This is a genomic window from Vibrio sp. 1874, assembly GCF_033344395.1.
GTDB classification, from domain to species: Bacteria; Pseudomonadota; Gammaproteobacteria; order Enterobacterales; family Vibrionaceae; genus Vibrio; species Vibrio alginolyticus.
The window spans coordinates 23,889-48,910 of record NZ_JAWPOR010000023.1 but is presented as its reverse complement, the minus strand read 5'-3'; the positions used below and the strand labels follow the sequence as shown (position 1 = coordinate 48,910).

The following is a 25,022-nucleotide window of genomic DNA, read 5'->3' as shown; positions in this document are numbered from 1 at the left end:
GCGGGGTGGAGCAGCTTGGTAGCTCGTCGGGCTCATAACCCGAAGGTCGTCGGTTCAAATCCGGCCCCCGCAACCAAATACAAGACGATAGATTGAGTACTTATTTAGTATACAATTGTTAAGTCGTCTACGGATGCGCCGCTTGATTCAACGCCTGCTTCTCGCAACCAATCACATCGCTCTTTTCATAATGCTGCGAAGCATGAATCCCCAAAAGCTAAACTTTTATCCGCATCATATGATGTCGGACGATTTCGTTTGTGTTTAAAACACGATATGAATCGGCTGACGTACAAGTATGATGAGGCTTCGCGTGTTTTATCTACTTTAATTAACAGAGTTATCCACATACGTCGTTCTGTGGATAAGTTGGTTGATAAAGTGTTTTTAGCTTGACTTTTTATGATGGGGAAGAAAGATCTTTTCTCTAAAGTGAAGTGGAAACAACAAAGAAATACCAATTAACTCTTTGTTATATAAAGAAAAAATAAGTTTTTTGTCGGATCGAGTACGTTAAAATACGATCATTAACTGGTATTTTTTTGATCCTAGTCATTTCTCCGAGCTGTGTTTAACTTTTTTCTGCTAGCTTGTTTTTCTTGAATCTCAAATTTTTTTCCACATTACAAAATTGAGAACAAGGTCATGAATTGAACATGCAAAAGTACTTTCAATCTCTTGCATATAGACTACGCTCTATGCGTCTCTCGGCAGTCCCTTCTCGACTATCCTTATTAAGCGTTGCTTTTTCGTCTCTATAGATGAATTACTCTCAGTGGGGAGTTGATTCAGTTGCTCTGTCAAAGCCCATTTAATGTGCTCATCAAGTAATTTATTTTCACCTTGCCGACTTTCCAGCGCATCTATGATTCGCTGACTATATTCTGCATTACCAAGTGCGACAGCGATGTTACGTAGCCACTGTATATGACCAATACGACGGATAGCGGAGCCTTCCATATTTTTTAGAAAAGTCGCTTCATCCCAGTTAAACATGTCGACGAGGTCAGGGTTTTTGAAACTGTCACGACGGTGGAAATCATCTTGCTCCGTTATGTCGGCGTAGCGGTTCCATGGGCAAACCAATTGACAGTCGTCACAACCATAAATGCGGTTACCCATTGGCTTTCGAAACTCTTCAGGAATCACGCCATCGAACTCGATGGTGAGATAAGAGATACAACGCCGGGCATCGACAACTTTGTCTTCAACGATGGCTTGTGTTGGGCATGATGTAATGCATGCTTTGCATTTGCCGCACTGATCAACGCTTGGCTCATCTACGGGGAGTGGTAAGTCGATAAGTAGTTCACCTAAAAAGAACCACGATCCACAGTCTTGATCTAAAATCAGGGAATGTTTCCCGGTCCAACCTAAGCCCGCTTTTTGGGCGAGAGGTCGCTCTAATATTGGTGCGGAATCAACGAAAGGTCGGTAACCATATTGACCAACCTCTTGTTCAATAAGTTTGCCGAGCTTATTTAGCTGCTTTCTGACGAGCTTGTGATAATCGCGCCCTAGTGCGTAGCGGCTAATATAGGCATGACTTTTATTCGCGAGGTTCGAAGCGAATTGAGCCTCTGGTGGCAGATAGTCCATCCGGACGCTGATAACGCGAACGGTTCCCGGGAGTAGCTCATGGGGTCTAGCACGCATCATACCGTGACGAGCCATCCAATCCATGGAGCCGTGATAGCCTGCATCAAGCCATTTTTGTAGTGCTGCTTCATGTTCACTCAGATCAACGTCGCAGATCCCAACTTTTTGGAAGCCGAGTTCTTTTCCCCAAACTTTGATTTGTTGTGCGAGTTGTTCGTAGTTCATGTTAACCACCGGAATAAAGGGGGTCGGATCTTAACGGATCTCTGGCTTTGGTGCTACCCAGTTAGGTACGTTTTTGATGTTGTGAATACTGCTTATTGAAGTCATTTGCATATATTCTAAATCTAGGTCGATACTAAGATGATTAAGATACCGTTTATTGGATACTTTTTTCGCACATATGACATTTGAAAGCTTGTCTCTCAAAACCAACACGGTTTACTATTCCTGTTCTTTTGATTTTTATATAGTCAACGATCATTAGTTAGAGAAGCATCAATGAGCACGAAACAATTCAATTTAAAAGATGAGCATGAAACGGTTGCACTAGGCACCGCTTTGGCTCAGCTTTGTTCCCAGCAAACCACAATTTATCTGCATGGTGATTTGGGTGCAGGTAAAACAACCTTTAGTCGTGGTTTTGTCCGTGCTCTTGGTCATCAAGGTAACGTGAAAAGTCCAACTTATACTCTAGTCGAACCGTACCAGTTGGATCAGTGGCAAGTATATCACTTCGATCTTTATCGTCTTGCGGATCCTGAAGAGCTTGAGTTTATGGGGATTCGAGACTATTTCACAGACGATGCGATTTGCTTGGTTGAATGGCCTGAAAAAGGGCATGGCTTACTGCCACAACCGGATCTTGATGTAAACATTCGCTACCAAGGTGAGCAACGTGTAGCCGAACTAACAGCTAATAATGATTATGGTGTGCAGTTACTCAGTCGATTGGAGCTATGTTGAGTTTTTCAAATTTTAGAGTGGTGGCGACGTTTGTCGCCACTTTTCTCCTTCTCATCCCCAATTTAGCATTTGCTAACGTCGTTAAGAGTTTTCGAGTTTGGCCTTCACCTGATGAAACGCGTGTTGTCATCGATTTAGGCTCGGAAGCTGACTATTCCTATTTCTCTTTATCAGGGCCGGATCGCCTTGTCGTGGATTTAAAAAGCACGACGATGCAGGCCAAACTACCTGTTACTGTTACGGATAGCCCTGTTTTAAAACTGGTACGAAAAAGCTCGCCTCCAGAGAAGGGCACTTATCGTTTGGTGTTTGAACTAAAAAAGAGCGTTCAAGCGGAGTTATTTAAATTAAGCCCAACACCAGGTGGGCAGTATGGTCACCGCTTGGTGATTGATTTACCGCACGGTAAGAAGGCATCGACCTCTAAACCGAGTAAGCCAGCGGCGGCCAGCAAAGACATGAGCTCAGTTCAACGAGCTCAAGAAGTGTTAATTGTTATCGACCCTGGTCACGGTGGGGAAGACCCAGGCTCTATTGGCCCTTCACGTCGTAAGTACGAGAAAGATGCGGTATTGAGTATCTCAAGAAAAATTGCTGCTCAGCTCGATGCGACTCCTGGTATTAAAACGCGCATGACTCGTACGGGAGATTACTTTGTAAACTTAAACCGTCGTGTCGCGATTGCTCGTGAAAATGATGCGCACTTGCTGATTTCCATTCACGCAGATGCGTTTACTTCACCGAAGCCTCGCGGTGGATCGGTCTTCGTACTAAATACTCGTCGTGCAAATACCGAAATTGCTCGTTGGGTCGAGAACCATGAGAAACAGTCTGAGTTATTGGGCGGCTCGGGTAATGCGTTCTTCACGAAGACAAAAGATCGTAACGTGAACCAAACTTTGTTGGACTTGCAGTTTAGTCATTCACAAAAAGAAGGTTATAAGCTGGCAACAGAAATCCTAGGTGAGATGGGACGTGTTGCGCACCTGCATAACACCAAACCGATCAACACCAGCCTTGCGGTTTTACGCTCTCCACAGATTCCGTCTGTGCTAGTGGAAACGGGCTTTATTTCTAACCCAACAGAAGAGCGTTTACTGTTTCAACGAGCGCACCAAGATAAGTTAGCTCAGGCTATCACTAAGGCGGTCGTCAAGTACTTAAAAGATAACCCACCAGAGGGTACGGTGTTCTCGCCTTCAGCGAAGCCAATGGTACATATTGTAAAGCGTGGCGAGTCATTATCGGTGATCGCGAACAAATATGGGCTTAGCTCTAAAGCGCTGATGTCGGCAAACAACTTGAAGTCGACAGGCTTGGCAATTGGTCAGAAGCTCAACATTCCCTCTGCTGGTACGATTAAAGTGCCAAGTAAACCGATTACTGTTGAGACAGAAACCATTACGCACAAGGTTAAGTCTGGTGAGTTCTTAGGTAAGATTGCGAATCACTATAAAGTGAAGGTTTCAGATATCCGCCGAGAGAATAACTTGAAGTCAGATACCTTGTGGGTAGGGCAAAAGTTGAAGATAACGGTCGCGGTAAAAGATAAACCGATTCGTAAGCACAAGGTTTCTCGGGGTGAGTTCCTTGGCAAAATAGCGTCCAAATACGGCGTTAGCGTATCGAGCATTCGTAAAGCGAATAACTTACGCTCTGATCAGCTAGCGGTTGGGCAAGTCCTGATCATTCCAAACAAGTAGGTGAGCTTCTAACTCATTATGACGATTAAAATTTTGCCAGCCAGACTTGCAAACCAAATCGCCGCAGGGGAAGTGGTCGAAAGACCTGCTTCTGTGATTAAAGAGCTGGTTGAAAATAGTCTTGATTCTGGCGCAACTCGAATCGATATCGATATCGAGAAAGGAGGCGCAAAGCTGATTCGTGTTCGTGATAACGGAAAAGGTATCGCGAAAGATGAACTTGGCTTAGCGCTCAGTCGTCATGCGACATCTAAGATACATACCTTAGATGATCTCGAAGCCATTATGAGTCTAGGTTTTCGCGGTGAAGCGTTAGCCAGTATTAGCTCAGTCTCGCGTTTGACGCTCACGTCGCGTCCTGCGGCACAAGAAGAAGCCTGGAGTGCCTACTCCGAAGGGCGTGATATGCAGGTGAAGCTTAAGCCAGCAGCGCACCCGATTGGCACGACTGTTGAGGTGTTGGACTTATTTTTTAATACTCCAGCGCGTCGCAAGTTTCTTCGTACGGAGAAAACCGAATTTGCTCATATTGATGAGTTATTGAAACGCATTGCGTTAAGCCGCTTTGATGTCACCATCAATGTGCGTCATAACGGCAAGATCATCCGTCAATATCGTGCGGCGAAAAATCAGCTTCAAACCGAAAAACGTATTGCAGCTGTCTGCGGTAACGCGTTTGTTCGACACATGCTCAGAATAGAGCTTGAGCATCAAGGGTTAAAGCTACATGGTTGGATCACCACACCAGAGGGAGCAAGGCAGCAAAGCGATTTACAATATTGCTATGTGAATGGCCGAATGATGCGTGACAAATTAATCAATCACGCGATTCGTCAAAGCTATGAAATGAGCTTAAAGCCAGATCAGTTTGCTGCGTATGTGCTCTTTATTGAGCTAGATCCGCACCAAGTAGATGTGAATGTTCACCCTGCTAAGCATGAAGTGCGTTTCCACCAAGCTCGTTTGGTGCATGATTTCATCTATCAAGCTTTGACGGATGCACTTGAGCAAAGCGCCGTGATTGATAAACCACAGGTGAATGAATCGGCATTTCATCGCGTGGAACCGACTGAGTCCGAAGAGATTGAGCATTCGCCAGAGCCTGAAAAAGTACAAGAGCCAGCATCTTCACCAGTACCAGAGCGGGTTTATCAAGCGATAGAGAGTACACCGGCTTATCCTGGACGCAGTGATTATGAAGTGAAGCCTCGTAATAGCGGTCCTAGTGAAGCCTCCGTGCGAGAGGCGCGCGTAGTGGAGTCATTCAAACGTAATGATTGGGTGGAATCCAAACCTGCACCAAAGCCAAGTCACAGTAAAGAGCGCCACGTAGAACCAGCGCCAACTAAACAAGAAGTACGCGCTTATCACGAGCTGTTGAAAACGCCAGAGTTTGAGGCTCAGGCAGTCACTCCAATAGCGCCCCAAACGATAACTTCGCACACATCAATGCCATCGATTACTGCATTAGGCAAAGCGCTGATGGTGGTCGATGAACAATTTGTTTTGATGAGCAGTGACAGTGGGGCGGCGTTAGTCTCGTTACCTAGAGCAGAATTTTATCGTGTAAAAGGCCAGCTTTCTCCAAGCGATGGTGCACTCAAGGCACAACCTCTGCTTGTTCCTCTATCTATTAAGTTAGAGGCCGAATTAGTGAGACTGGCCCAAGATTATCAACAAGATTTGGCATTGCTTGGTATTCAATTGAAAGCGAGAAACGAGCACGCCTTAATGGTGATGGGCGTCCCAGCTCCGCTGCGTCAACAAAACTTACAAAATTTAGTACCAGATCTGTTATCTTACGCGCAATCTTGTGTGAACGAAGGTATAGCAGCGGCTCAGATGCTGTCTGAGTTGATAGATTGGCTCGCATTACAGGTCACGACAGTGAAGAGTCACTATACTTTTTCTGAAGCCATTCAAATTATTGCGGAACTTGAACAGCTAAGACATGGTCAATTGCCATTAGAAGATACAAAATTCGTATCCGCTGTTGATTTCTCTGCCACGATAGCCAAATTAAAACCATGACAGATAAACTACCTTTGGCGCTATTTTTAATGGGGCCAACTGCATCAGGCAAAACTGAGCTGGCGATTCGTCTTCGTCAAAAATTTCCGATTGAGATCATCAGTGTTGATTCTGCTTTGATCTACAAAGGGATGGATATCGGTACGGCGAAACCGGATGAAAAAGAGTTAAGTTTGGCGCCTCATCGCTTGATAGATATTTTGGATCCAAGTGAATCTTACTCTGTCGCCGACTTTCGTCGAGATGCATTGAAAGCGATGGATGATATTGTTGCAGAAGGAAAAATTCCACTTCTTGTGGGTGGAACAATGCTGTATTACAAGGCGTTACTTGAAGGTTTATCACCACTTCCTGCTGCAAATCCTGAAATTCGTCAGCAAATTGAACAAGAGGCATTGACTAAAGGTTGGTCAGTGTTGCACGATGAACTCAAAGAGGTTGATCCTGTGTCAGCCGCGAGAATCCATCCCAATGATCCCCAACGTTTATCTCGGGCATTGGAAGTATTTCGCATTTCAGGTAAAACTTTGACTGAATTGACTCAAACGAAAGGTGAAAGCCTACCATACCGAGTCAAGCAGTTTGCAATAGCTCCCAAGGATAGGGCAGAACTTCACCGTCGGATTGAACTCCGTTTCGAGAAGATGATGGAAGCGGGCTTTGAAGAAGAAATGAAAGCGTTACATTCGCGAAAAGATCTTCACCCCGATCTTCCTTCCATACGATGCGTCGGTTACCGACAGATGTGGGAGTATTTAGATGGGGAGTGTACACGTGACGAAGCGGTATTTCGTGGCGTATGCGCGACTCGTCAATTGGCCAAGCGTCAAATCACCTGGTTACGCAGCTGGGATGATTTAACTTGGTTGGATAGCGAGAACATTGAACAGGCATTAGAAACGATGTCGGAAGCAATAGCATCTGATTGACATAGCTGTGTATAATGTGATCGTTTTTGCGTGAACGCACTCTCAAAGGATCTGTTGTTGGCGGTTTTTATACTATGCTGCTAATTACTTAGAGTGCATTTTTGATTCGTTTAGCTCAGATGCAAAAGCCGTATCTTTTGCATTGCACCACTAGCTAAATAATTACAACTACAAATTAAATAAGGAAAATAAAAATGGCTAAGGGGCAATCTCTACAAGACCCATTTCTAAACGCGCTACGTCGTGAGCGTATCCCGGTATCTATCTACCTTGTGAATGGTATTAAACTACAAGGTCAGATCGAATCATTCGATCAATTTGTGATCCTGCTGAAGAATACTGTTAACCAAATGGTGTACAAGCACGCGATCTCAACAGTTGTGCCGGCTCGTCCAGTGAGCCATCACAGCGGTGAACGTCCACAAGGTGAGCGTCCACAAGAGAAATCAGAAGATTAATTCTTCATCGAGTATTTTTAAAATAAGGAGTTGATTGCTTGTTTGACCGTTATGAATCCGGTGAGCGAGCCGTACTTGTTCATATCAACTTCACGCAAGAAGGTGAATGGGAAGATCTGGCTGAGTTCGAAATGCTGGTTTCTTCTGCTGGGGTAGAGGCGCTACAAGTGGTAACTGGTAGTCGTCAATCCCCACACCCGAAATACTATGTCGGAGAGGGTAAGGCCCAAGAGATTGCTACAGCGGTACAATCAACGGGTGCCGAAATTGTGATTTTTAATCACGCCCTCTCTCCTGCCCAAGAACGTAACCTCGAAGCACTGTGCCAATGTCGAGTTCTCGACCGCACTGGTCTTATTCTCGATATCTTTGCTCAACGAGCTCGAACACACGAAGGTAAGCTACAGGTAGAGCTGGCTCAACTTCGTCATATCTCTACTCGTTTGATTCGTGGTTGGACGCACCTTGAAAGGCAGAAAGGTGGTATCGGTTTACGTGGCCCGGGTGAAACCCAGCTGGAAACCGACCGTCGCTTATTGCGTGACAGAATCAAAGCCATCCTGCGACGCTTAGACAAAGTAGCGAAGCAGCGTGAACAAGGGCGCCGCGCCCGAAATCGAGCTGAAATCCCAACGGTTTCACTTGTGGGTTACACCAACGCGGGTAAGTCGACACTCTTCAACCGTATTACAGAAGCTGGCGTGTACGCGGCTGATCAATTATTTGCTACTTTGGACCCGACTTTACGTAAGATAGAGTTAGCAGATGTTGGTCCTGCCATCTTGGCAGACACGGTTGGTTTTATTCGACATTTGCCACACGACTTGGTTGCGGCCTTCAAGGCAACCTTGCAGGAAACGCAAGAAGCTGACATTTTGTTACATGTTGTTGATGCCAGTGATGAGCGTTTTCGTGAGAATATTCAAGCTGTTCATGAAGTACTAGAAGAGATCGACGCGCATGAAGTGCCGACTCTGGTTGTCATGAACAAAATCGACAATCTAGATTCGCAGAAACCACGTATAGAACGAGACGAGGAAGGCGTACCTCGCGCAGTTTGGGTTTCAGCAATGGATGGGTTGGGCATTGATGTCCTGTTTGAGGCGCTGACGGAACGTCTGGCGTCACAAATGGTCGAGCATCAGTTGCGAATTCCTCCACAGTATCAAGGACGATTCCGTAGTACCTTCTTCCAAATGAAGTGTATTCAACGTGAGGAATATGACCAGGATGGTAACTTGTTGATCGATATTCGAATGCAGCAAGTAGATTGGTCTAGACTTGAAAAAAGAGAAGGGGCAGTTTTGACTGGCTTTATAGTCACTTAAAGGACTGCTACAGTATAACGTCATATCAAATGATGGAGCTTTCTAATGGCGTGGAATGAGCCTGGAAATAACAACGGCAACAATGGCCGCGATAATGACCCTTGGGGTAATAATAATCGTGGTGGCCAGCGTCCTGGTGGCCGAGATCAAGGTCCGCCAGATTTAGATGAAGTGTTCAACAAACTGAGTCAAAAGCTGGGCGGCAAGTTTGGTAAAAAAGGCGGCGGTGGTTCTCCAATCGGCGGCGGTGGTGGTAGTGCAATTGGCTTTGGCGTGATTGCTCTGATTGCTGTTGCAGTTTGGTTCTTCGCTGGTTTTTACACCATCGGTGAAGCAGAGCGTGGTGTTGTACTGCGTTTAGGTAAATACGATCGTATCGTAGACCCAGGTCTTAACTGGCGTCCTCGCTTTATTGATGAGTACGAAGCGGTAAACGTACAAGCGATTCGTTCACTACGTGCATCTGGTCTAATGCTGACCAAAGATGAAAACGTTGTAACAGTTGCGATGGATGTTCAGTACCGAGTGACTGACCCATACAAATACTTGTACCGTGTAACCAATGCAGACGACAGCTTGCGTCAAGCAACGGATTCTGCACTACGTGCAGTAATTGGTGACTCATTGATGGATAGCATTCTAACCAGTGGTCGTCAGCAAATTCGTCAAACTACGCAAGAAACACTGAACCAAATCATTGATAGCTATGATATGGGTCTGGTACTTGTTGATGTGAACTTCCAGTCTGCTCGTCCACCAGAGCAAGTGAAAGATGCGTTTGATGATGCAATCGCAGCACGTGAGGATGAAGAGCGTTTCATTCGTGAAGCTGAAGCATACAAGAACGAAATCTTGCCTAAGGCAACGGGTCGTGCAGAGCGTTTGAAGAAAGAAGCACAAGGTTACAATGAGCGTGTCACTAACGAGGCTCTTGGTCAGGTAGCACAGTTCGAAAAACTACTACCAGAATACCAAGCAGCGCCTGGTGTAACGCGTGATCGTCTGTACATCGACGCAATGGAAGAGGTGTACTCAAGCACTTCGAAAGTGTTGATTGACTCGGAATCAAGCGGCAATCTTCTTTACCTTCCAATCGATAAGTTGGCGGGACAAGAGGGCAAAGCAGATACCAAACGTAAATCGAAGTCATCTTCAACCTATGATCAAATTCAACTTGAGTCTGATCGTACACAAGAAGACACTTCGAACACGCAGTCTCGTTCAACAGGTTCACGTCAAGGGAGATACTAAGAATGCGTAAGTTAATGATCCCTGTACTGGTAATCGCACTGGCATTAATGTTGATGTCTTTGTTTGTGATTCCTGAAGGTGAGCGCGGTATCGTGGTTCGATTTGGTCGTGTCTTGAAAGACAACAACGACATCACTCGAATTTACGAGCCTGGTCTGCATTTCAAGATGCCTTTGTTTGACCGTGTGAAACAACTTGATGCACGTATCCAAACAATGGATGGCCGTGCAGACCGTTTCGTAACGTCTGAGAAAAAAGACGTTATCATTGATACCTACGTGAAGTGGCGTATTGAAGATTTTGGTCGCTACTACCTCGCGACTGGCGGTGGTAACTCGCTAACGGCAGAGGCACTACTTGAGCGTAAAGTGACGGACGTGCTTCGTTCTGAAATCGGTGCTCGTGAAATCAAACAGATCGTATCTGGTCCACGTAACGATGATGTGCTACCAGAAGACGCAAGTGCCGATGTTGTCGCAACTGAAGCGGCTCGTGAGGCGCTTGAGATTGATGGTGAACGCGACCTAATCATGTCTGAAGTATTGAAAGACACGCGTGAAAGCGCAATGAAAGACTTGGGTGTTCGTGTCGTTGATTTCCGAATGAAGAAAATCAACCTGCCTGATGAAATCAGTGAGTCTATCTACCGTCGTATGCGTGCGGAGCGTGAGTCCGTTGCTCGTAAGCACCGTTCTCAAGGTCGTGAAAAGGCGGAAGTTATTCGTGCTCAAGCAGAACTAGAAGTAGCAACTATTCTAGCTGAAGCTGATAAAACTGCGCGTGTGACACGAGGTGAAGCGGATGCTGAGGCTGCGAAGATTTATGCTGAAGCGTACAACAAAGACCCTGAGTTCTTTAGCTTCCTACGCTCGCTACGTGCGTATGAGAAGTCCTTCAGCTCTAAGAGCGATATTCTGGTGCTTGATCCGAAGAGTGAGTTCTTCCAATACATGAACCAGTCGAAGGGCAGCATGGAGAAATAATCTCCGCGTCTCATTGAAATAAAAGGCTCCTTAGGGAGCCTTTTTTGTATCTGATGCTAAGTGCTAGCTCATCATGATGGCGATTACGGCTCCAGCAACTACTAGGCAGCCACCGATGCGTCGTAGCTGATTGTTGGGTTGTTCACTTAATTGAGCCACCATATTCCGCCAACCGTTAGGAGCAATCAGTGGCCCAATGCCTTCCACGATCAAGACGAGCCCAATCGCCAACCATATGGATTCAGACATAGCGCTTTCCAGTCGAATAGAGAAAGCTAAATACTATCAGTGATATGCTGATTTCAAAATGAACAAAGCGGCAAGATGACATTCTGGTAGCAACTCTGTGAACAAAAAATGACTGCAAGAAGCGTGATTCGGTGCTAGAATCCATTTTTAACTAGCAATCAGACTTGGAAAGATGGGAAATAACGTAGTCGTTCTAGGCACCCAATGGGGTGACGAAGGTAAAGGTAAAATCGTAGACCTTTTAACTGAAGATGCAAAATACGTGGTACGCTACCAAGGCGGTCACAACGCAGGTCACACTCTCGTAATTGACGGTGAAAAAACCGTTCTTCACTTAATTCCATCAGGTATCCTTCGCGATAACGTAAAATGTGTTATCGGTAACGGTGTTGTACTATCACCTGAAGCTCTACTTAAAGAAATGAAGCCTCTTGAAGAGCGCGGTATTCCAGTACGCGAGCGTCTTTTCATTTCTGAAGCATGTCCGCTAATTCTTCCTTACCACGTTGCAATGGACCAAGCTCGCGAAATCGCTCGCGGTAAAAAAGCTATCGGTACTACTGGTCGTGGTATCGGTCCAGCATACGAAGATAAAGTTGCTCGTCGCGGTCTACGCGTTGGCGACCTATTCGATATGGCGACTTTCGCAGAGAAGCTAAAAGAAGTCATGGAGTTCCATAACTTCCAACTAGTTAACTTCTACAAAGCGGAACCAGTAAGCTACGAAGAAGTACTTGAGCAAGCTAAAGGCTACGCTGAACTACTAACGTCAATGGTTATCGACGTAACTGACGAACTAGACGCAGCACGTAAGCGCGGCGACAAGATCATGTTCGAAGGTGCACAAGGTACACTACTTGATATCGACCACGGTACTTACCCGTACGTAACGTCTTCTAACACGACTGCTGGTGGTGTTGCTGCAGGTTCTGGTTTTGGTCCTCGTCACATCGGTTACATCTTGGGTATCGCAAAAGCGTACTGTACTCGCGTTGGTGCTGGTCCATTCCCGACTGAACTATACGACGGTTTAGATAAGCAAGATCCAATTGGTAAGCACTTAGGTGAAGTTGGCCACGAGTTCGGTGCGACAACTGGTCGTCTACGTCGTACAGGTTGGTTCGATGCTGTTGCTATGCGTCGTGCAATCCAAATCAACTCTGTATCTGGTTTCTGTCTAACTAAACTAGACGTACTAGATGGTCTAGAAGAGCTAAAAATCTGTACTGGTTACAAGATGGAAGATGGCTCTGTGCTAGAAGTTTCTCCGATGGCTGCTGAAGCATTCGAAAAAGCAACGCCAATCTACGAAACAATGCCTGGTTGGTCTGAGAACACATTTGGTGCTAAGTCACTAGATGCTCTACCACAAGCCGCTCTTGACTACATCAAGCGTATTGAAGAGCTAACTGGCGTTCCAGTAGACATCATCTCTACAGGTCCTGACCGTAATGAAACTATCATCAAAGTTCACCCATTCGAAGCTTAATTGATAGCCGTTAAAGATTGCAAAAGCCGACCTTCTGGTCGGCTTTTTTGTATCTGAACAAAAACAGCGTGACTCTCATATGGCAAGCTTTTGCCGCTGAGCCTAAATCAGAGGCAAAAATTGTCTAAAGCTTAGCTGTTTTTTGCCGATAAGGTTATCAAGCAGAGGAGATCCTTCACCGATCTTTGGTTTCTTAGATACCTTAAGGGTACGTTTATGAAGTTACGAACAGTGGCTGCTTCACTGTTGTTGACCTTGGTTGCTACCACAGTGAAAGCCAATGTTGCTGATGTGGGGGCACCAGTTCCGATCTATACCGAAGCAGAGCTGATAAAGCTTATTGAGCAAAATAAGCACTTACAACGTGTGCGCGCTGATAACTGCCAGCTGGTGGAGGATATCGTAGCTCGTGCGACTCGAATTAACTTACCCGCTTATGAATTTCTGTACGGAGATATGTTGGCTTGGGGGGTGTGTGTCGAGCAAGATGTCGAACTGGGTCTTTACTACATCGAAAATGCAGCGCATCAGGGGTTACCAGCTGCACTAGAGCAGATTGGCCGATACTATTCGCGTGGCACTTTAGTACAGCAAGATAAAGAACGTGCAATTCCATATTTGCGAGAAGCTGCGTCAATGGGAAACCTAAACGCGCGTATTCATCTGGCCGAGTTGCTTTTACGTGATTATGGCAGTCCACTCGATTACGAAGATGCGTATCGTTGGTTATATAACTCTGTCACAGCAGATAAGCGGCAGCATAAGCGCATAACTGTATTGAGAAACGGCCTTGAACAGCGCATGCCACAAAACGTTATTGCTCGAGCTAAACGGCGAGACACCTTTTGGTAACGCTTCAATATTGCAAACAACTTCATACAACAAAGCCCACGTCACGTGGGCTTTGTTGTTTTCCCGATAGCTGATAGCGCTTAAACCACTTTGTGTGGACCGAAGCATTCGTAATGGAATTGCTCTTGTGGTACGCCAAGTTCTAATAGCTGTTTCGCTACGTGCTGCATAAATCCTACAGGGCCACAGAAGTACACCTGCACGTTATCTTGCTTTAATGCTGCTTCAATTTCATACAGATTGACAAAGCCCGTGAAGTGGAAGTCTTCACCTAGTTTGTCTTCTGCCGTTGGTTGGTTATACCAAACGAGCGCGTTCATATTTTCTTTTTCTGCAACGAGTTGGTTTACGTGTTGCTTGAAAGCATGCTGTTGGCCATTTTCGGTTGCATGAACCCAGGTTACAGGTGCTTGATGTGCTGAGAGACTTTCTAGCATTGACAGCGTTGGAGTAAGTCCCACACCAGCAGATATTAGAACAACGGGTGTTTGTGGTTCGGCATCCATAAAGAAGTCACCGGCAGGGGCCGCAAGCTGCACTTTTTCGCCAATGTTCAGGCTATCGTGCAGGTAGTTCGACACTTTTCCGCCTTCTTCACGTTTTACCGAGATACGGTAAGTGTTCTCTTGGACCGCAGAAGACAGACTATATTGGCGAATTTCTTGGTTTTCTAACTGGTCACTGTTGATGTAGATGCCAAGGTATTGTCCCGGTTTATACGGCGCCACTTTTTGACCATCGGTTGGCTTGAATACAAAGCTGCAAATGTGTTCGCTCTCAATCTTTTTATCGACTAATTCAAATTCGCGTAGACCGCGCCAGCCGCCTTCCAAAGCTTCATTTTGTTGGTAAATTTGTTCTTCGCGCTGAATAAATACATTCGCAAGTACGCCGTAAGCCTCAGCCCAAGCATCCAACACTTCTTGACCTGGATTAAAAAGCTCATCGATTGTCGCAAGTAAATGCTTACCAACGATTTGGTACTGATCTTCTGTGATCAAAAAGCTCGTGTGCTTATGCGCAATTTTCTCTACTGCGCCAAGCAGAGCTGGCAAATTTTCAATATTGGCAGCATAGGCACAGATAGCGTTGAATAATGCTTCACGCTGATCGCCGTTACGCTGGTTACTCATGTTAAAAATATCTTTCAACTCAGGGTTATGAGTAAACATACGCTCGTAAAAGTGCGCGGTCAGTTTTGGTCCTGTTTCGGCGATGAGTGGTGCGGTCGCTTTGACGATCTCGATAGTTTGATTGCTGAGCATAAGGGCTTCCTACTTTAAGTTGTATTTATAATGCATGTTTAAAGTTGTATCTCAAATGTATCTTTCGATCAAGAAAAGATTTACACTTTTATCGATAGCTCAAGTTTGGGGTTTTAGCATCACCAGCGGGTTATTGAGTCGCACTTTGGGAGAGAATATGCAGTTAACTAGTTTCACTGATTATGCGTTGAGAACCTTAATTTTCTTGGCTTCGTTGCCGGAAGATGAGTTAACCAGCATTACCGAAGTGACGGATTTATTTGGTGTGTCACGCAACCATATGGTTAAAGTTATCAATCGGTTAGGGCAGTTGGGTTATGTCCATACCGTGCGCGGAAAAAACGGTGGTATCCGGCTGATGAAGCCAGCGTCTGAAATCACAGTCGGTGGTGTTGTGCGCGATTTAGAGCCGTTAGATTTAGTCAACTGTGGTGTGGATTTTTGCCATATTACCCCTGCTTGCCGCCTCAAAGATAAATTGGCGAAAGCAAAAAGTGCCTTCCTGGCGGAGTTGGATGACTGCACGATTGAATCCTTGCTCAGTGACAATTCTGAACTTTTGATCTTGCTTGCTCGTCCTTAACTCATTTGCATGCCTAGAGTCGATCTCGATCATTCTTTTTTCAAAGCAATTCTGTAGCTTATCGAGAGACTCAGATATACTAGCCATATACCTTCCTTGCTAGATAGGCGTGCCTATGTCAGACAATATTCCAAACGATCCTTTTGCAGATCGTGAATCCAAAAATTACGAAAATCCAATTCCAAGCCGAGAGTTTATCATCGAGTTTCTAGAGCAAGCGGGCGTTCCAATGAATCGTAACGACTTGTTTGAGGCACTAAAGCTTGAGGGCGAAGAGCAATACGAAGGGTTGCGTCGTCGGCTACGTGCGATGGAGCGAGATGGCCAACTGGTGTTTACCCGCCGTCAGTGCTATGCATTGCCTGAAAAACTTGAAATGGTGAAAGGTTACGTGATTGGTCATCGTGATGGCCATGGTTGGGTACGTCCAGAAGGCAGCGTCGGCAAGGATGATGATATTCTGTTACCGCACCATCAGATGAAGAACATCATCCACGGTGATTTTGTCTTAGTGCAACCGACAGACAACAGCAAGCGCGGCCGCCGTGAAGGACGTTTGGTGCGTGTGCTAGAGGAGCGTAATGATCAAATCGTCGGTCGTTTCTTCCTTGAATATGGATACTCCTACGTTGTCCCAGATGACTCGCGTATCAGCCAAGATATCCTGATCCCAAATGAGCACAAAGCGGGTGCACGCATGGGTAACGTAGTCGTAATTGAAATTACTGATCGTGGCTCACGCTCACGCGGCATGATGGGTAAAGTGGTTGAAGTCCTTGGTGAAAATATGGCACCAGGTATGGAAACACAAATTGCGATTCGTACACACCAAATTCCTCACGAGTGGCCAGAAGCCGTCGATAAACAAATCGAAAACTTGGGCGAAGAAGTACCAGAAGAAGCCAAAGTTGGTCGTGTGGATCTACGTGATTTGCCACTAGTGACCATTGACGGCGAAGACGCACGAGACTTTGATGATGCCGTTTACTGTGAAAAGAACAAAGAAGGTGGTTGGCGTTTATGGGTAGCGATTGCTGACGTCAGTTACTACGTTCGTCCTGACTCTGCGTTGGACAAAGAAGCGATCAATCGTGGTAACTCAGTATATTTCCCGTCGCAAGTTGTGCCGATGTTGCCAGAAGTACTATCGAACGGCCTATGTTCGCTTAACCCGCAAGTAGATCGCTTGTGTATGGTGTGCGAAATGACCATTTCCGATACAGGTAAGCTGTCTGGTTACAAGCATTACGAGGCGGTGATGAACTCGCACGCTCGTCTCACATATAGCAAAGTGAGCGCGATTCTAGAAGGGGATGAAGAACTACGTGAGCGCTACCAGCCGCTTGTTTCTCATCTAGAAGAGTTGCACAAGATGTACAAAGTGCTGAAAGAAGCACGAGATCAACGCGGTGCAATCGAATTTGAAACCGTTGAAACCAAATTTATTTTCAATGCGGAACGTAAAATCGAAAGTATTGAGCCAGTAATTCGTAATGACGCGCATAAGATCATCGAAGAATGTATGATTTTAGCCAACATTGCTTCGGCATCGCTGGTAGAAAAAGCGAAAGAGCCCGCGCTTTATCGTATCCACGAATCTCCAGGTGAATTACGCCTGCAAGGTTTCCGTGACTTCTTAAGTGAACTTGGTCTTGAGCTAAAAGGTGGTTTAGAGCCTTCACCAACGGACTATGCTGATCTCGCACGTCAAATCTCCGGGCGTCAAGATCAAGAGTTGATTCAGACCATGCTGCTACGCTCAATGAAGCAAGCGGTATACAACGCAGATAACGCGGGGCACTTTGGGTTGGCATTGAAACGCTATGCGCACTTTACGTCGCCAATTCGTCGTTACCCTGACTTGTTACTTCACCGTGCAATCAAGTATCTGATTGCTAAAGAAGAAGGTCGTAATCAAGATCGCTGGACACCAACAGGTGGCTATCATTACTCGTTTGACGACATGGATTTTTACGGCGAACAATGTTCGATGACAGAGCGCCGTGCTGATGATGCAACACGTGATGTTGCGGATTGGCTGAAGTGTGAATATATGCAAGACCACGTCGGTGACGAACTAGACGGTGTTATTGCTAATGTCACTAGCTTTGGCTTCTTTGTACGTTTAACGGATTTGCACATCGATGGTTTGGTACATATTTCTACCCTTGCGAACGACTACTATCAATTTGACCCGATTGGTCAACGACTTATTGGTGAAAGTTTCGGTAACATCTACCGCTTAGGTGATGCAGTAAAAGTAAAAGTACTGGCTGTTAACCTCGATGATAAGCAAATTGACTTTGAATTGGTCGAAACAAGTCGTAAGCTACGCGGCGAAGGTAAGACTGCGAAGAAACGCGCAGCGGAAGCAAAACGCAAAGCGAAAGATAAAAAACGCGCTGCGACTCGCTCTTCATCGAAAGAAGGTGGCGCGGCTCGTGCAGTTCCTGCGATAGAGCCAACTAAACGCCCAGAAGAAACGGGTGCAACGAGTAAGCGTAATGGCCCAAAACGTGGTGACGCCGAAGGCAACGAGAAGCCTAAAGTGAAAAAAGCACGTAAAAAGAAGCCGCACAGTAAGCCGAAGAAAACCAAGCGCACTAAAAAAGAAGCGCAGTAGGTTGAAGCGCCAACTTAGTTCAAACTCGGTTGGCGCAGGCAATACGACCAGAACAACAGGTTAAACAATGAGTAACGAATTTATCTACGGCATTCACGCAGTGAAGGCGGTATTGGAGCGCGAACCAGAGCGTTTTATCGAGGCGTACGTTTTAAAAGGTCGTCAAGATGATCGCCTAATGCCAATCCTAAATGATCTTCAGGTTTGTGGCGTTTCTATTCAGCAGATGACACGTAAAACCTTGGATGACAAAGCGCGCGGTGCAAATCACCAAGGCATCATCGCTCGTGTGAAACCAGCGAAGCAGCTGAATGAGAACGATATAGATGACATCCTGGCGCAGCACGAATCACCACTGCTATTAGTGTTAGACGGCGTGACCGATCCACACAATCTTGGTGCGTGTTTACGTAACGCAGATGCGGCAGGTGCTGCGGCGATCATCGTACCGAAAGATCGTTCTGCACCGATGAACGCAACCGTAAGCAAAGTGGCTTGTGGTGCAGCTGAAGTCGTGCCATTGATCCGAGTGACTAACTTGGCTCGTACTATGCGTACACTGCAAGAGCAAGGTATCTGGTTTGTTGGTACGGCGGGCGAAGCAACGCACGACATCTACCAAGCAAAACTGACTGGACCCCTTGCTATCGTAATGGGGGCAGAAGGTGACGGTATGCGTCGTCTGACTCGTGAAACCTGCGACGATTTGATTAAGATCCCAATGGCTGGTAGCGTTTCAAGCTTGAACGTATCTGTGGCATCCGGCATCTGTTTGTTTGAGGCAGTTCGTCAGCGTATTGCTGCAAAGTAATTGCTAAACAAGTTAATAAACAAACAGTTACTGCAAAGTCAGACATAATGATAAAAACAAAGGATGGGGTGCCATCCTTTGTCGTTTTCACCGATTTATAAATAAAAATCCTCAGGGAAGTTATGACTCAACAAGACATTAAATTCATCGCCTTCGATCTAGATGGCACTTTGCTTGATAGCGTGCCAGATCTAGCTGTCGCGGCAGACCAAGCAGTACAGGCGCTTGGCTTTCCATCGGTTTCAGAAGAACAAGTTCGTGATTACGTGGGTAACGGCGCAGACGTGCTTATTGGTCGCTCATTAAGCCAAAGCCTGACCATCAACCCAGAGCTGAGTGAAGAGCTTCGTGCTAAAGCGCGTGTATTGTTTGATGATTACTACGAGCAAAGCGGTCACAAGCTAAGTCATCTTTACCCAACGGTAAAAGAGACACTAGCAGAGCTGCACAAAGCGGGCTTTGTTATGGCGCTGGTGACCAACAAACCTTCAAAGTTTGTGCCTGACGTTTTGGAAAAGCACGACATCGCAAAATACTTCGTTGATGTCCTTGGCGGTGATGCATTCCCAGAGAAAAAACCAAACCCAGTAGCATTGAACTGGCTAATGGAAAAGCACCAAATCCAACCAAGTGAAATGCTGATGGTTGGCGACTCGAAAAACGACATTCTCGCAGCAAAGAATGCAGGCTGTGCCTCATTTGGTCTGACATATGGTTACAACCACGGTGAACCTATTTCAGCATCAAATCCAGATTTCGTCGCTGACAGTTTGGCAGAATTATTGGACGTTGTAGCGGTTTCTGCATAACGGCTACAAAAGAGCTTCCAAAATACTCGTTAATGAGTACACTGAGTAAACCGTGCACCTATTACTGCACGGTTTTTTTCATTTAATTAGATTAAGAAGTCAAAGGAATCATTCTAATGAGCAAACCCATTGTATTGAGTGGTGTTCAACCTTCAGGTGAACTAAGTATCGGTAACTACTTGGGTGCTCTACGTCAATGGCAGCAGATGCAAGACGATTATGATTGCCAATATTGTGTGGTAGACCTTCACGCGATTACGGTTCGTCAGGACCCTAAAGCGCTGCATGAAGCAACTCTAGACGCACTGGCAATTTGTCTGGCAGTTGGTGTTGACCCGAAGAAGAGCACGCTATTTGTTCAGTCACATGTACCAGAGCATGCTCAATTAGGTTGGCTTCTTAACTGCTACACTCAAATGGGTGAGCTGAGCCGTATGACTCAGTTTAAAGACAAATCGGCACGTTACGCGAATGACGTAAACGTCGGTCTATTTGACTACCCGGTGTTGATGGCGGCTGACATTTTGCTTTACGGTGCACACCAAGTACCTGTAGGCAGTGACCAGAAGCAACATCTAGAATTAGCGCGCGATATCGCAACGCGTTTCAACAATATTTACTCGCCAGAGCAGCCAATCTTCCAAGTTCCAGAGCCTTACATTCCGACAGTAAATGCGCGTGTAATGAGCCTTCAAGACGCAACGAAGAAGATGTCTAAATCTGATGACAACCGTAAGAACGTTATCACGCTGCTGGAAGAGCCTAAGTCGATCCTTAAGAAGATCAACAAAGCGCAAACTGACACAGAAACGCCACCTCGTATCGCTCACGATTGGGACAACAAGGCAGGTATCTCTAACCTAATGGGTCTGTACTCTGCGGCAACAGGTATGAGCTTTGAAGAGATTGAAGCGAAATACCAAGGCGTAGAAATGTATGGCCCATTTAAGAAAGATGTTGGTGAAGCTCTAGTTACTATGCTTGAGCCTATTCAAGCTGAATACCACCGTATCCGTGCTGACCGCGCTTACATGAACGAAGTGATGAAGCAAGGCGCTGAGAAAGCATCGGCACGTGCGGCTGAAACGCTTAAGAAAGCATACGAAGCAGTAGGTTTTGTAGCTCGCCCATAGTCGGCTAAGAACAAATACGAAAAAGCTCCACTTTGGTGGAGCTTTTTTATGCCTGTATTATTGAAATGGCGTGTCTTTCATACAGCGTTCCATGTCGTAATATTCAACACGTCCTCGAGCCCCTAGAAAGGCAGACTTCACAACCATGCCTCTATCAATGAAGTAACTAAGCTGTACGCATGATATATCGTAGCTCAGTTCTTTAATTCTCGCTGGAATCCAGTAGGTTCCTGGCGTTCTTAGACGCTGAGTAAAGGTAATAACACCCTCGTCACTGACTTCTAGCTCTTCAATACCATCCAGTTCATTTTTGGCTGATTCGATGATGTCTTGATTCGCGGTAGGTTGAAGTGGCTCACTGGCGGTCAACTGACACCCCGCTATTAAGCTAAGTAGGGAGAGAGCTAGCACACTGCGTTGAATTTTTTTCATTTGTCGTTCCTGGGTTTACAGCTAATGAGATCTTATTGTCTCGCGCAGGTGTTATATCTTTTGTGTATGTTTTTGGCTAGTGAGTAATGAAAAGTTATTGAATAAATCATGAAAACTTTGAAGTATGAGGGGCCTGTAAAAGAGAGAGCGAAGCGAGTAATAGATTCTTGGGCTTGAACAGTGATACAAGTGAAAATTAAAGCATTCTAAATTAGTGACTAATTATATTTTTTATTTGTAACAGGAACGGTTGGGTTAATAAGCTACTCAACAAGTGATGTATTTTCTACTCCTTAACATGAAGTGAAAAAATAAACTGAGTAATCAATCTAAATTCTGACTTGTTTATCAATAGCGCTCTGTATTTATTACAAAAAATGTTTGAATGGGATGCTCTGGCATATTTTCTTATATTCACATGTGATTCATTTCACGGCTTTAATTACTCATTCTTATTTATTTCATAAATAAACCTGATAGTAGACGCAAATGGCAGGCTCTAACCAGAGCTAAGTTTGCATTTACATAAATATCAGGTATGACAATGGACACGTTAATCAAACCCTCAATACTCGCATTAACCATCGCCAGTGCACTTAGTGCAAACGCGAACGCAGAGATTATTATTTCCCAATACGTAGAAGGCGGCGCTTATAATAAAGCGGTAGAGATCGCTAATACGGGTGATACTGCGGTGACACTCACTGGCTACGAGTTGGCGAAATCATCAAACGGTGGTGGTACTTGGGGTAGCACATTCGACCTTAGCCAAGTGACGCTACAAGCTAACCAAGTGTATGTACTGGCGCATGGTGACGCGAGCGATACCATCAAAGCTGTCTCGGATATCACAGATAAAAGCGTTGCGAACTTTAACGGTGACGACCCGATCGCACTGCTTAAAGATGGTGAAGTGCACGACATCATCGGTGTGATGGGTGACGTAGATTTTGGTAAAGACACCACATTAGTTCGTAACAGTGATGCACTAACCCCTTCTGCTACTTATGATGCATCTCAGTGGACGGCATTTGAGAAAGACAACATTGACGGCCTTGGTGAGCTAAATGCGACTGAGCCACCAGCACCATTCGCTTGTGAAGTCGACGGTCAGCAACCTAACTTCACTACCATCCAAGATATTCAAGGTGAAGGCGATACGTCTCCATTCATTGATGGTTACCCATACATTACTAACGAAGATCATTTCGTAACGGGTGTCGTGACTGCTGTTACCACTGGCCTAACCAAAGGTTTCTACCTACAAGCATTAGAAAGCGACAACAACGACAAGACCTCAGAAGGCTTGTTCATTCATACTGACGCGGCAGACACGGCGCTGAAAGCTGGTGACGTTGTTTGTGTGAAAGGTAAAGTTCAAGAGTATTACAGCAATACTCAGCTTGCTTCTGATGCTAACAGCTATGTGAAAACAGGCACCTCTGAAACCTCTCGAGTTACCGATCTTGTTATCAAAGAAGGTGAGACACTACGTGATGCACTAGAGCGTCATGAAGGTATGCAAGTTGAGCTCAGCTCGGCTAGCGAACTTTTCGTTACTCGAAACTTCTCTTACGACTACGATTCACGTCGTAACAATATGATGCTCTCTCATGAAGCGCCATTGTTAAAGCCGACTCAATTACACGCGGCAGAGAGCGATGCAGCCGTTGAGCTAGCAAAAGACAACGCAGCGAACCGCGTATACCTAGAATCAGATGGCAAAGCACCAAACGGCCAAATCCCATACTACCCAGATTTTGCTAAAGATGCAGATCAAGATGGCTCTTCAGAGCAGCACATTCGCCTTGGTTCTCGAGTAGAAGGTCTACAGGGTGTCGTGGCTTACAGCTACAACGAATACCGCCTGATTGCGACGAATGAAGTCAATAACACCAACTTTGTGACTTCAGGTGAAGGCTTCGATGTGGCTCGTAAAGATGCCCCAGCGATTGCGGACTCAGATTTGCGTATTGCAAGCTTCAACGTACTGAACTACTTCAACTCCGTGGCTGACAGTGGTCATGAAAACCCAACCGGACAAAACCGTGGTGCGACTAACCTAGACGAGTTCCTGACCCAACAAGCGAAAATCGTTGCGGCGATGAACAAGATGGACGCTGACATCATTGGTTTGATGGAAGTGGAAAACAACGGCTTTGGTGATGGCAGTGCTATCCAAAACTTAGTTGATGCCCTAAATGCTGAGATTGATGACGCTGAAGATCATTACACGTATGTCGAAATCGAAGAGCAAGACAAATACCAAGACGAATACTTTGGCAGTGATGCGATCATGGTGGCGATTTTATATCGTGCTAACGCAGTAACGCCAAAAGACGCTGCAAAAGTGATCATCACGCCAGAGCAGCACATTGCAGAAAACACAATTACTCGTAAAGAGGGCACAGAAAGTAACCCTGCTTACGATAAGTACCAACGCCACAGTCTACTTCAGACCTTTACGGTGAAAGAGACGGGTGAAGATTTGTCTATTGTCGTAAACCACTTTAAGTCGAAAGGCTCTGAGTGTATTGAAGAGTGGATTGCTGGTGTAGAAGATTCTGAGCCAGAGGATCTGCAAGGCAACTGTAACAACTTCCGCGTTTCTGCTGCGCACGCAGTGGGTGAAGCGTTGAAAGAGGTGAAAGGCGATGTATTGCTCATGGGCGACCTCAATGCTTATGGCATGGAAGACCCACTTCTGACACTGACTGATTACTCGAAAGAGAAATACGGCCGTGACATTTATACTGCTGCTTACACAACCATTGGTGATGGTGAACTTCAAGTAGAGAAGACCAAAATTGAAAAAGGTTACGGTCTGCACAACTTAAACACGTTGCTGCACGGCACTGATACGTTTTCTTACACCTATTCGGGCGAGCTGGGTAATTTGGACCACGCATTGGCAAGCAGTAGCCTAGCGCAAAAAGTGGTAGCAATTGAAGATTGGCACATCAACTCACTAGAGAGTAACTTGTTCGAATACAGCAGCAAGTACACAGGTGATATGCCGAAGTACAAAGATGCGTTCTCTGCCTCTGACCACGATCCAGTGATCATCGCGATTGATTTACCAGATGATGACATCGATTTACCGAAAGCAGGTGACAACTTAGCCGTCGATGTCCGTTTACCACCAACGGCGGTTGTAGGTGATATTGTTACGGTGAACTTAACGCCATCCACACAAGCGGCTGCGGCAAGCAGCGATACGAAAGCTTACTCGGCTAGCCAAACCTTAGTTCAAGCTGATATTGATGCGCGTAGCGTGAATATTGAGTTTGAACAAACGCCAGAGCAAGGTAATTATCAGTTAGAAGAGAAAGTGACTGACTCGACAGGTAATATCGTGAAGTTTAGCTCTGTTCGTGATGTTTCAATGACGCAAACTGAAACTGGAACAGAAGGGTCGAAGGATTCAGATGGTGGTTCGTTTGGTTTTGGCGCGCTATTTGCGCTGCTAGGTCTCGGCTTATTCCGTCGTCGCCGCTAAGCGAATTTACTTTCTGACAAACAGTTCCT

The 25,022-nt window shown here is 45.7% G+C and carries 20 protein-coding genes; 16 read left to right on the top strand and 4 right to left on the bottom strand.

Annotated features, from left to right (window positions below; translation table 11 throughout):
- Positions 1 to 696 precede the first annotated feature (696 nt).
- Positions 697 to 1,824, bottom strand: coding sequence for a tRNA epoxyqueuosine(34) reductase QueG (gene queG, locus R8N46_RS22620; RefSeq protein WP_005381370.1), 1,128 nt, complete (start codon positions 1,822 to 1,824; stop codon positions 697 to 699).
- A gap of 276 nt (positions 1,825 to 2,100) precedes the next feature.
- On the opposite strand from queG, the gene tsaE reads away from it, so the two are divergent.
- The 8 genes from tsaE to hflC all read left to right on the top strand — a co-directional run bounded on the left by tsaE (position 2,101) and on the right by hflC (position 11,248).
- Positions 2,101 to 2,565 carry a tRNA (adenosine(37)-N6)-threonylcarbamoyltransferase complex ATPase subunit type 1 TsaE gene (gene tsaE, locus R8N46_RS22615; RefSeq protein ID WP_005381372.1) on the top strand — a complete coding sequence of 155 codons (465 nt, stop codon included), beginning with the start codon at positions 2,101 to 2,103 and terminating at the stop codon, positions 2,563 to 2,565.
- Positions 2,559 to 4,268 carry an N-acetylmuramoyl-L-alanine amidase gene (locus R8N46_RS22610; protein ID WP_005381374.1) on the top strand — a complete coding sequence of 570 codons (1,710 nt, stop codon included), beginning with the start codon at positions 2,559 to 2,561 and terminating at the stop codon, positions 4,266 to 4,268. Before tsaE ends, R8N46_RS22610 begins: the two co-directional genes overlap by 7 nt.
- A gap of 18 nt (positions 4,269 to 4,286) precedes the next feature.
- Positions 4,287 to 6,299, top strand: a complete 2,013-nt coding sequence (gene mutL, locus R8N46_RS22605; RefSeq protein WP_213972529.1) for a DNA mismatch repair endonuclease MutL — start codon at positions 4,287 to 4,289, stop codon at positions 6,297 to 6,299.
- Positions 6,296 to 7,228: a tRNA (adenosine(37)-N6)-dimethylallyltransferase MiaA gene (gene miaA, locus R8N46_RS22600; protein ID WP_005381378.1), complete on the top strand. Its 933-nt coding sequence runs from the start codon at positions 6,296 to 6,298 to the stop codon at positions 7,226 to 7,228. Before mutL ends, miaA begins: the two co-directional genes overlap by 4 nt.
- A gap of 194 nt (positions 7,229 to 7,422) precedes the next feature.
- On the top strand, positions 7,423 to 7,686 hold the full coding sequence (gene hfq, locus R8N46_RS22595; protein ID WP_005381379.1) for an RNA chaperone Hfq: 264 nt from the start codon (positions 7,423 to 7,425) through the stop codon (positions 7,684 to 7,686).
- A gap of 38 nt (positions 7,687 to 7,724) precedes the next feature.
- Complete coding sequence (gene hflX / locus R8N46_RS22590; protein WP_005381380.1) at positions 7,725 to 9,014, top strand: ribosome rescue GTPase HflX; 1,290 nt, start codon at positions 7,725 to 7,727, stop codon at positions 9,012 to 9,014.
- A gap of 45 nt (positions 9,015 to 9,059) precedes the next feature.
- Complete coding sequence (gene hflK, locus R8N46_RS22585) at positions 9,060 to 10,265, top strand: FtsH protease activity modulator HflK (protein WP_017633728.1); 1,206 nt, start codon at positions 9,060 to 9,062, stop codon at positions 10,263 to 10,265.
- 2 nt (positions 10,266 to 10,267) lie between these two features.
- Positions 10,268 to 11,248, top strand: coding sequence for a protease modulator HflC (gene hflC / locus R8N46_RS22580; RefSeq protein ID WP_005381382.1), 981 nt, complete (start codon positions 10,268 to 10,270; stop codon positions 11,246 to 11,248).
- Between the two features lie 63 nt (positions 11,249 to 11,311).
- Here the strand turns inward: hflC and R8N46_RS22575 are convergent, their stop codons facing one another.
- The gene (locus R8N46_RS22575) at positions 11,312 to 11,497 is read right to left on the bottom strand and encodes a DUF2065 domain-containing protein (RefSeq protein WP_005381383.1); all 186 of its coding nucleotides are present in this window, start codon (positions 11,495 to 11,497) and stop codon (positions 11,312 to 11,314) included.
- Between the two features lie 172 nt (positions 11,498 to 11,669).
- On the opposite strand from R8N46_RS22575, the gene R8N46_RS22570 reads away from it, so the two are divergent.
- Together R8N46_RS22570 and motX are read left to right on the top strand one after the other, a co-directional pair.
- Positions 11,670 to 12,986: an adenylosuccinate synthase gene (locus R8N46_RS22570; protein ID WP_005381385.1), complete on the top strand. Its 1,317-nt coding sequence runs from the start codon at positions 11,670 to 11,672 to the stop codon at positions 12,984 to 12,986.
- Positions 12,987 to 13,202: 216 nt separating this feature from the next.
- Positions 13,203 to 13,838, top strand: a complete 636-nt coding sequence (motX, locus tag R8N46_RS22565) for a flagellar protein MotX (protein ID WP_005381388.1) — start codon at positions 13,203 to 13,205, stop codon at positions 13,836 to 13,838.
- Positions 13,839 to 13,918: 80 nt separating this feature from the next.
- Here the strand turns inward: motX and hmpA are convergent, their stop codons facing one another.
- Complete coding sequence (hmpA, locus tag R8N46_RS22560) at positions 13,919 to 15,103, bottom strand: NO-inducible flavohemoprotein (protein ID WP_213972530.1); 1,185 nt, start codon at positions 15,101 to 15,103, stop codon at positions 13,919 to 13,921.
- 157 nt (positions 15,104 to 15,260) lie between these two features.
- Here hmpA and nsrR point away from each other — a divergent pair, with 157 nt between their 5' ends.
- The 5 genes from nsrR (at position 15,261) to trpS (ending at position 21,062) form a co-directional block, all read left to right on the top strand.
- Positions 15,261 to 15,686 carry a nitric oxide-sensing transcriptional repressor NsrR gene (nsrR, locus tag R8N46_RS22555; RefSeq protein WP_005381392.1) on the top strand — a complete coding sequence of 142 codons (426 nt, stop codon included), beginning with the start codon at positions 15,261 to 15,263 and terminating at the stop codon, positions 15,684 to 15,686.
- A gap of 115 nt (positions 15,687 to 15,801) precedes the next feature.
- Positions 15,802 to 18,309, top strand: a complete 2,508-nt coding sequence (rnr, locus tag R8N46_RS22550; RefSeq protein ID WP_017821742.1) for a ribonuclease R — start codon at positions 15,802 to 15,804, stop codon at positions 18,307 to 18,309.
- A 67-nt stretch (positions 18,310 to 18,376) separates the two neighbouring features.
- Entirely contained in the window at positions 18,377 to 19,120 is a 744-nt protein-coding gene (rlmB, locus tag R8N46_RS22545; protein WP_017633733.1) for a 23S rRNA (guanosine(2251)-2'-O)-methyltransferase RlmB, read from the top strand.
- 122 nt (positions 19,121 to 19,242) lie between these two features.
- Positions 19,243 to 19,929 (top strand): phosphoglycolate phosphatase, encoded by a 687-nt coding sequence (locus tag R8N46_RS22540; protein ID WP_005382834.1) that lies wholly within the window; start codon positions 19,243 to 19,245, stop codon positions 19,927 to 19,929.
- Between the two features lie 116 nt (positions 19,930 to 20,045).
- Complete coding sequence (gene trpS, locus R8N46_RS22535) at positions 20,046 to 21,062, top strand: tryptophan--tRNA ligase (RefSeq protein ID WP_042523630.1); 1,017 nt, start codon at positions 20,046 to 20,048, stop codon at positions 21,060 to 21,062.
- Between the two features lie 57 nt (positions 21,063 to 21,119).
- On the opposite strand, the gene R8N46_RS22530 is transcribed toward trpS, so the two are convergent.
- The gene (locus tag R8N46_RS22530) at positions 21,120 to 21,494 is read right to left on the bottom strand and encodes a hypothetical protein (protein ID WP_042523632.1); all 375 of its coding nucleotides are present in this window, start codon (positions 21,492 to 21,494) and stop codon (positions 21,120 to 21,122) included.
- Positions 21,495 to 22,038: 544 nt separating this feature from the next.
- On the opposite strand from R8N46_RS22530, the gene R8N46_RS22525 reads away from it, so the two are divergent.
- Complete coding sequence (locus R8N46_RS22525; protein ID WP_318098548.1) at positions 22,039 to 24,993, top strand: ExeM/NucH family extracellular endonuclease; 2,955 nt, start codon at positions 22,039 to 22,041, stop codon at positions 24,991 to 24,993.
- Positions 24,994 to 25,022 lie beyond the last annotated feature (29 nt).

Excerpts from the sequence above, each read along its gene's own strand:
- queG (WP_005381370.1), bottom strand. The coding sequence starts at position 1,824 with ATGAACTACGAACAACTCGCACAACAAATCAAAGTTTGGGGAAAAGAA.
- tsaE (WP_005381372.1), top strand. The coding sequence starts at position 2,101 with ATGAGCACGAAACAATTCAATTTAAAAGATGAGCATGAAACGGTTGCA.
- R8N46_RS22610 (WP_005381374.1), top strand. The coding sequence starts at position 2,559 with ATGTTGAGTTTTTCAAATTTTAGAGTGGTGGCGACGTTTGTCGCCACT.
- mutL (WP_213972529.1), top strand. The coding sequence starts at position 4,287 with ATGACGATTAAAATTTTGCCAGCCAGACTTGCAAACCAAATCGCCGCA.
- miaA (WP_005381378.1), top strand. The coding sequence starts at position 6,296 with ATGACAGATAAACTACCTTTGGCGCTATTTTTAATGGGGCCAACTGCA.
- hfq (WP_005381379.1), top strand. The coding sequence starts at position 7,423 with ATGGCTAAGGGGCAATCTCTACAAGACCCATTTCTAAACGCGCTACGT.
- hflK (WP_017633728.1), top strand. The coding sequence starts at position 9,060 with ATGGCGTGGAATGAGCCTGGAAATAACAACGGCAACAATGGCCGCGAT.
- hflC (WP_005381382.1), top strand. The coding sequence starts at position 10,268 with ATGCGTAAGTTAATGATCCCTGTACTGGTAATCGCACTGGCATTAATG.
- R8N46_RS22575 (WP_005381383.1), bottom strand. The coding sequence starts at position 11,497 with ATGTCTGAATCCATATGGTTGGCGATTGGGCTCGTCTTGATCGTGGAA.
- R8N46_RS22570 (WP_005381385.1), top strand. The coding sequence starts at position 11,670 with ATGGGAAATAACGTAGTCGTTCTAGGCACCCAATGGGGTGACGAAGGT.
- motX (WP_005381388.1), top strand. The coding sequence starts at position 13,203 with ATGAAGTTACGAACAGTGGCTGCTTCACTGTTGTTGACCTTGGTTGCT.
- hmpA (WP_213972530.1), bottom strand. The coding sequence starts at position 15,103 with ATGCTCAGCAATCAAACTATCGAGATCGTCAAAGCGACCGCACCACTC.
- nsrR (WP_005381392.1), top strand. The coding sequence starts at position 15,261 with ATGCAGTTAACTAGTTTCACTGATTATGCGTTGAGAACCTTAATTTTC.
- rnr (WP_017821742.1), top strand. The coding sequence starts at position 15,802 with ATGTCAGACAATATTCCAAACGATCCTTTTGCAGATCGTGAATCCAAA.
- rlmB (WP_017633733.1), top strand. The coding sequence starts at position 18,377 with ATGAGTAACGAATTTATCTACGGCATTCACGCAGTGAAGGCGGTATTG.
- R8N46_RS22540 (WP_005382834.1), top strand. The coding sequence starts at position 19,243 with ATGACTCAACAAGACATTAAATTCATCGCCTTCGATCTAGATGGCACT.
- trpS (WP_042523630.1), top strand. The coding sequence starts at position 20,046 with ATGAGCAAACCCATTGTATTGAGTGGTGTTCAACCTTCAGGTGAACTA.
- R8N46_RS22530 (WP_042523632.1), bottom strand. The coding sequence starts at position 21,494 with ATGAAAAAAATTCAACGCAGTGTGCTAGCTCTCTCCCTACTTAGCTTA.
- R8N46_RS22525 (WP_318098548.1), top strand. The coding sequence starts at position 22,039 with ATGGACACGTTAATCAAACCCTCAATACTCGCATTAACCATCGCCAGT.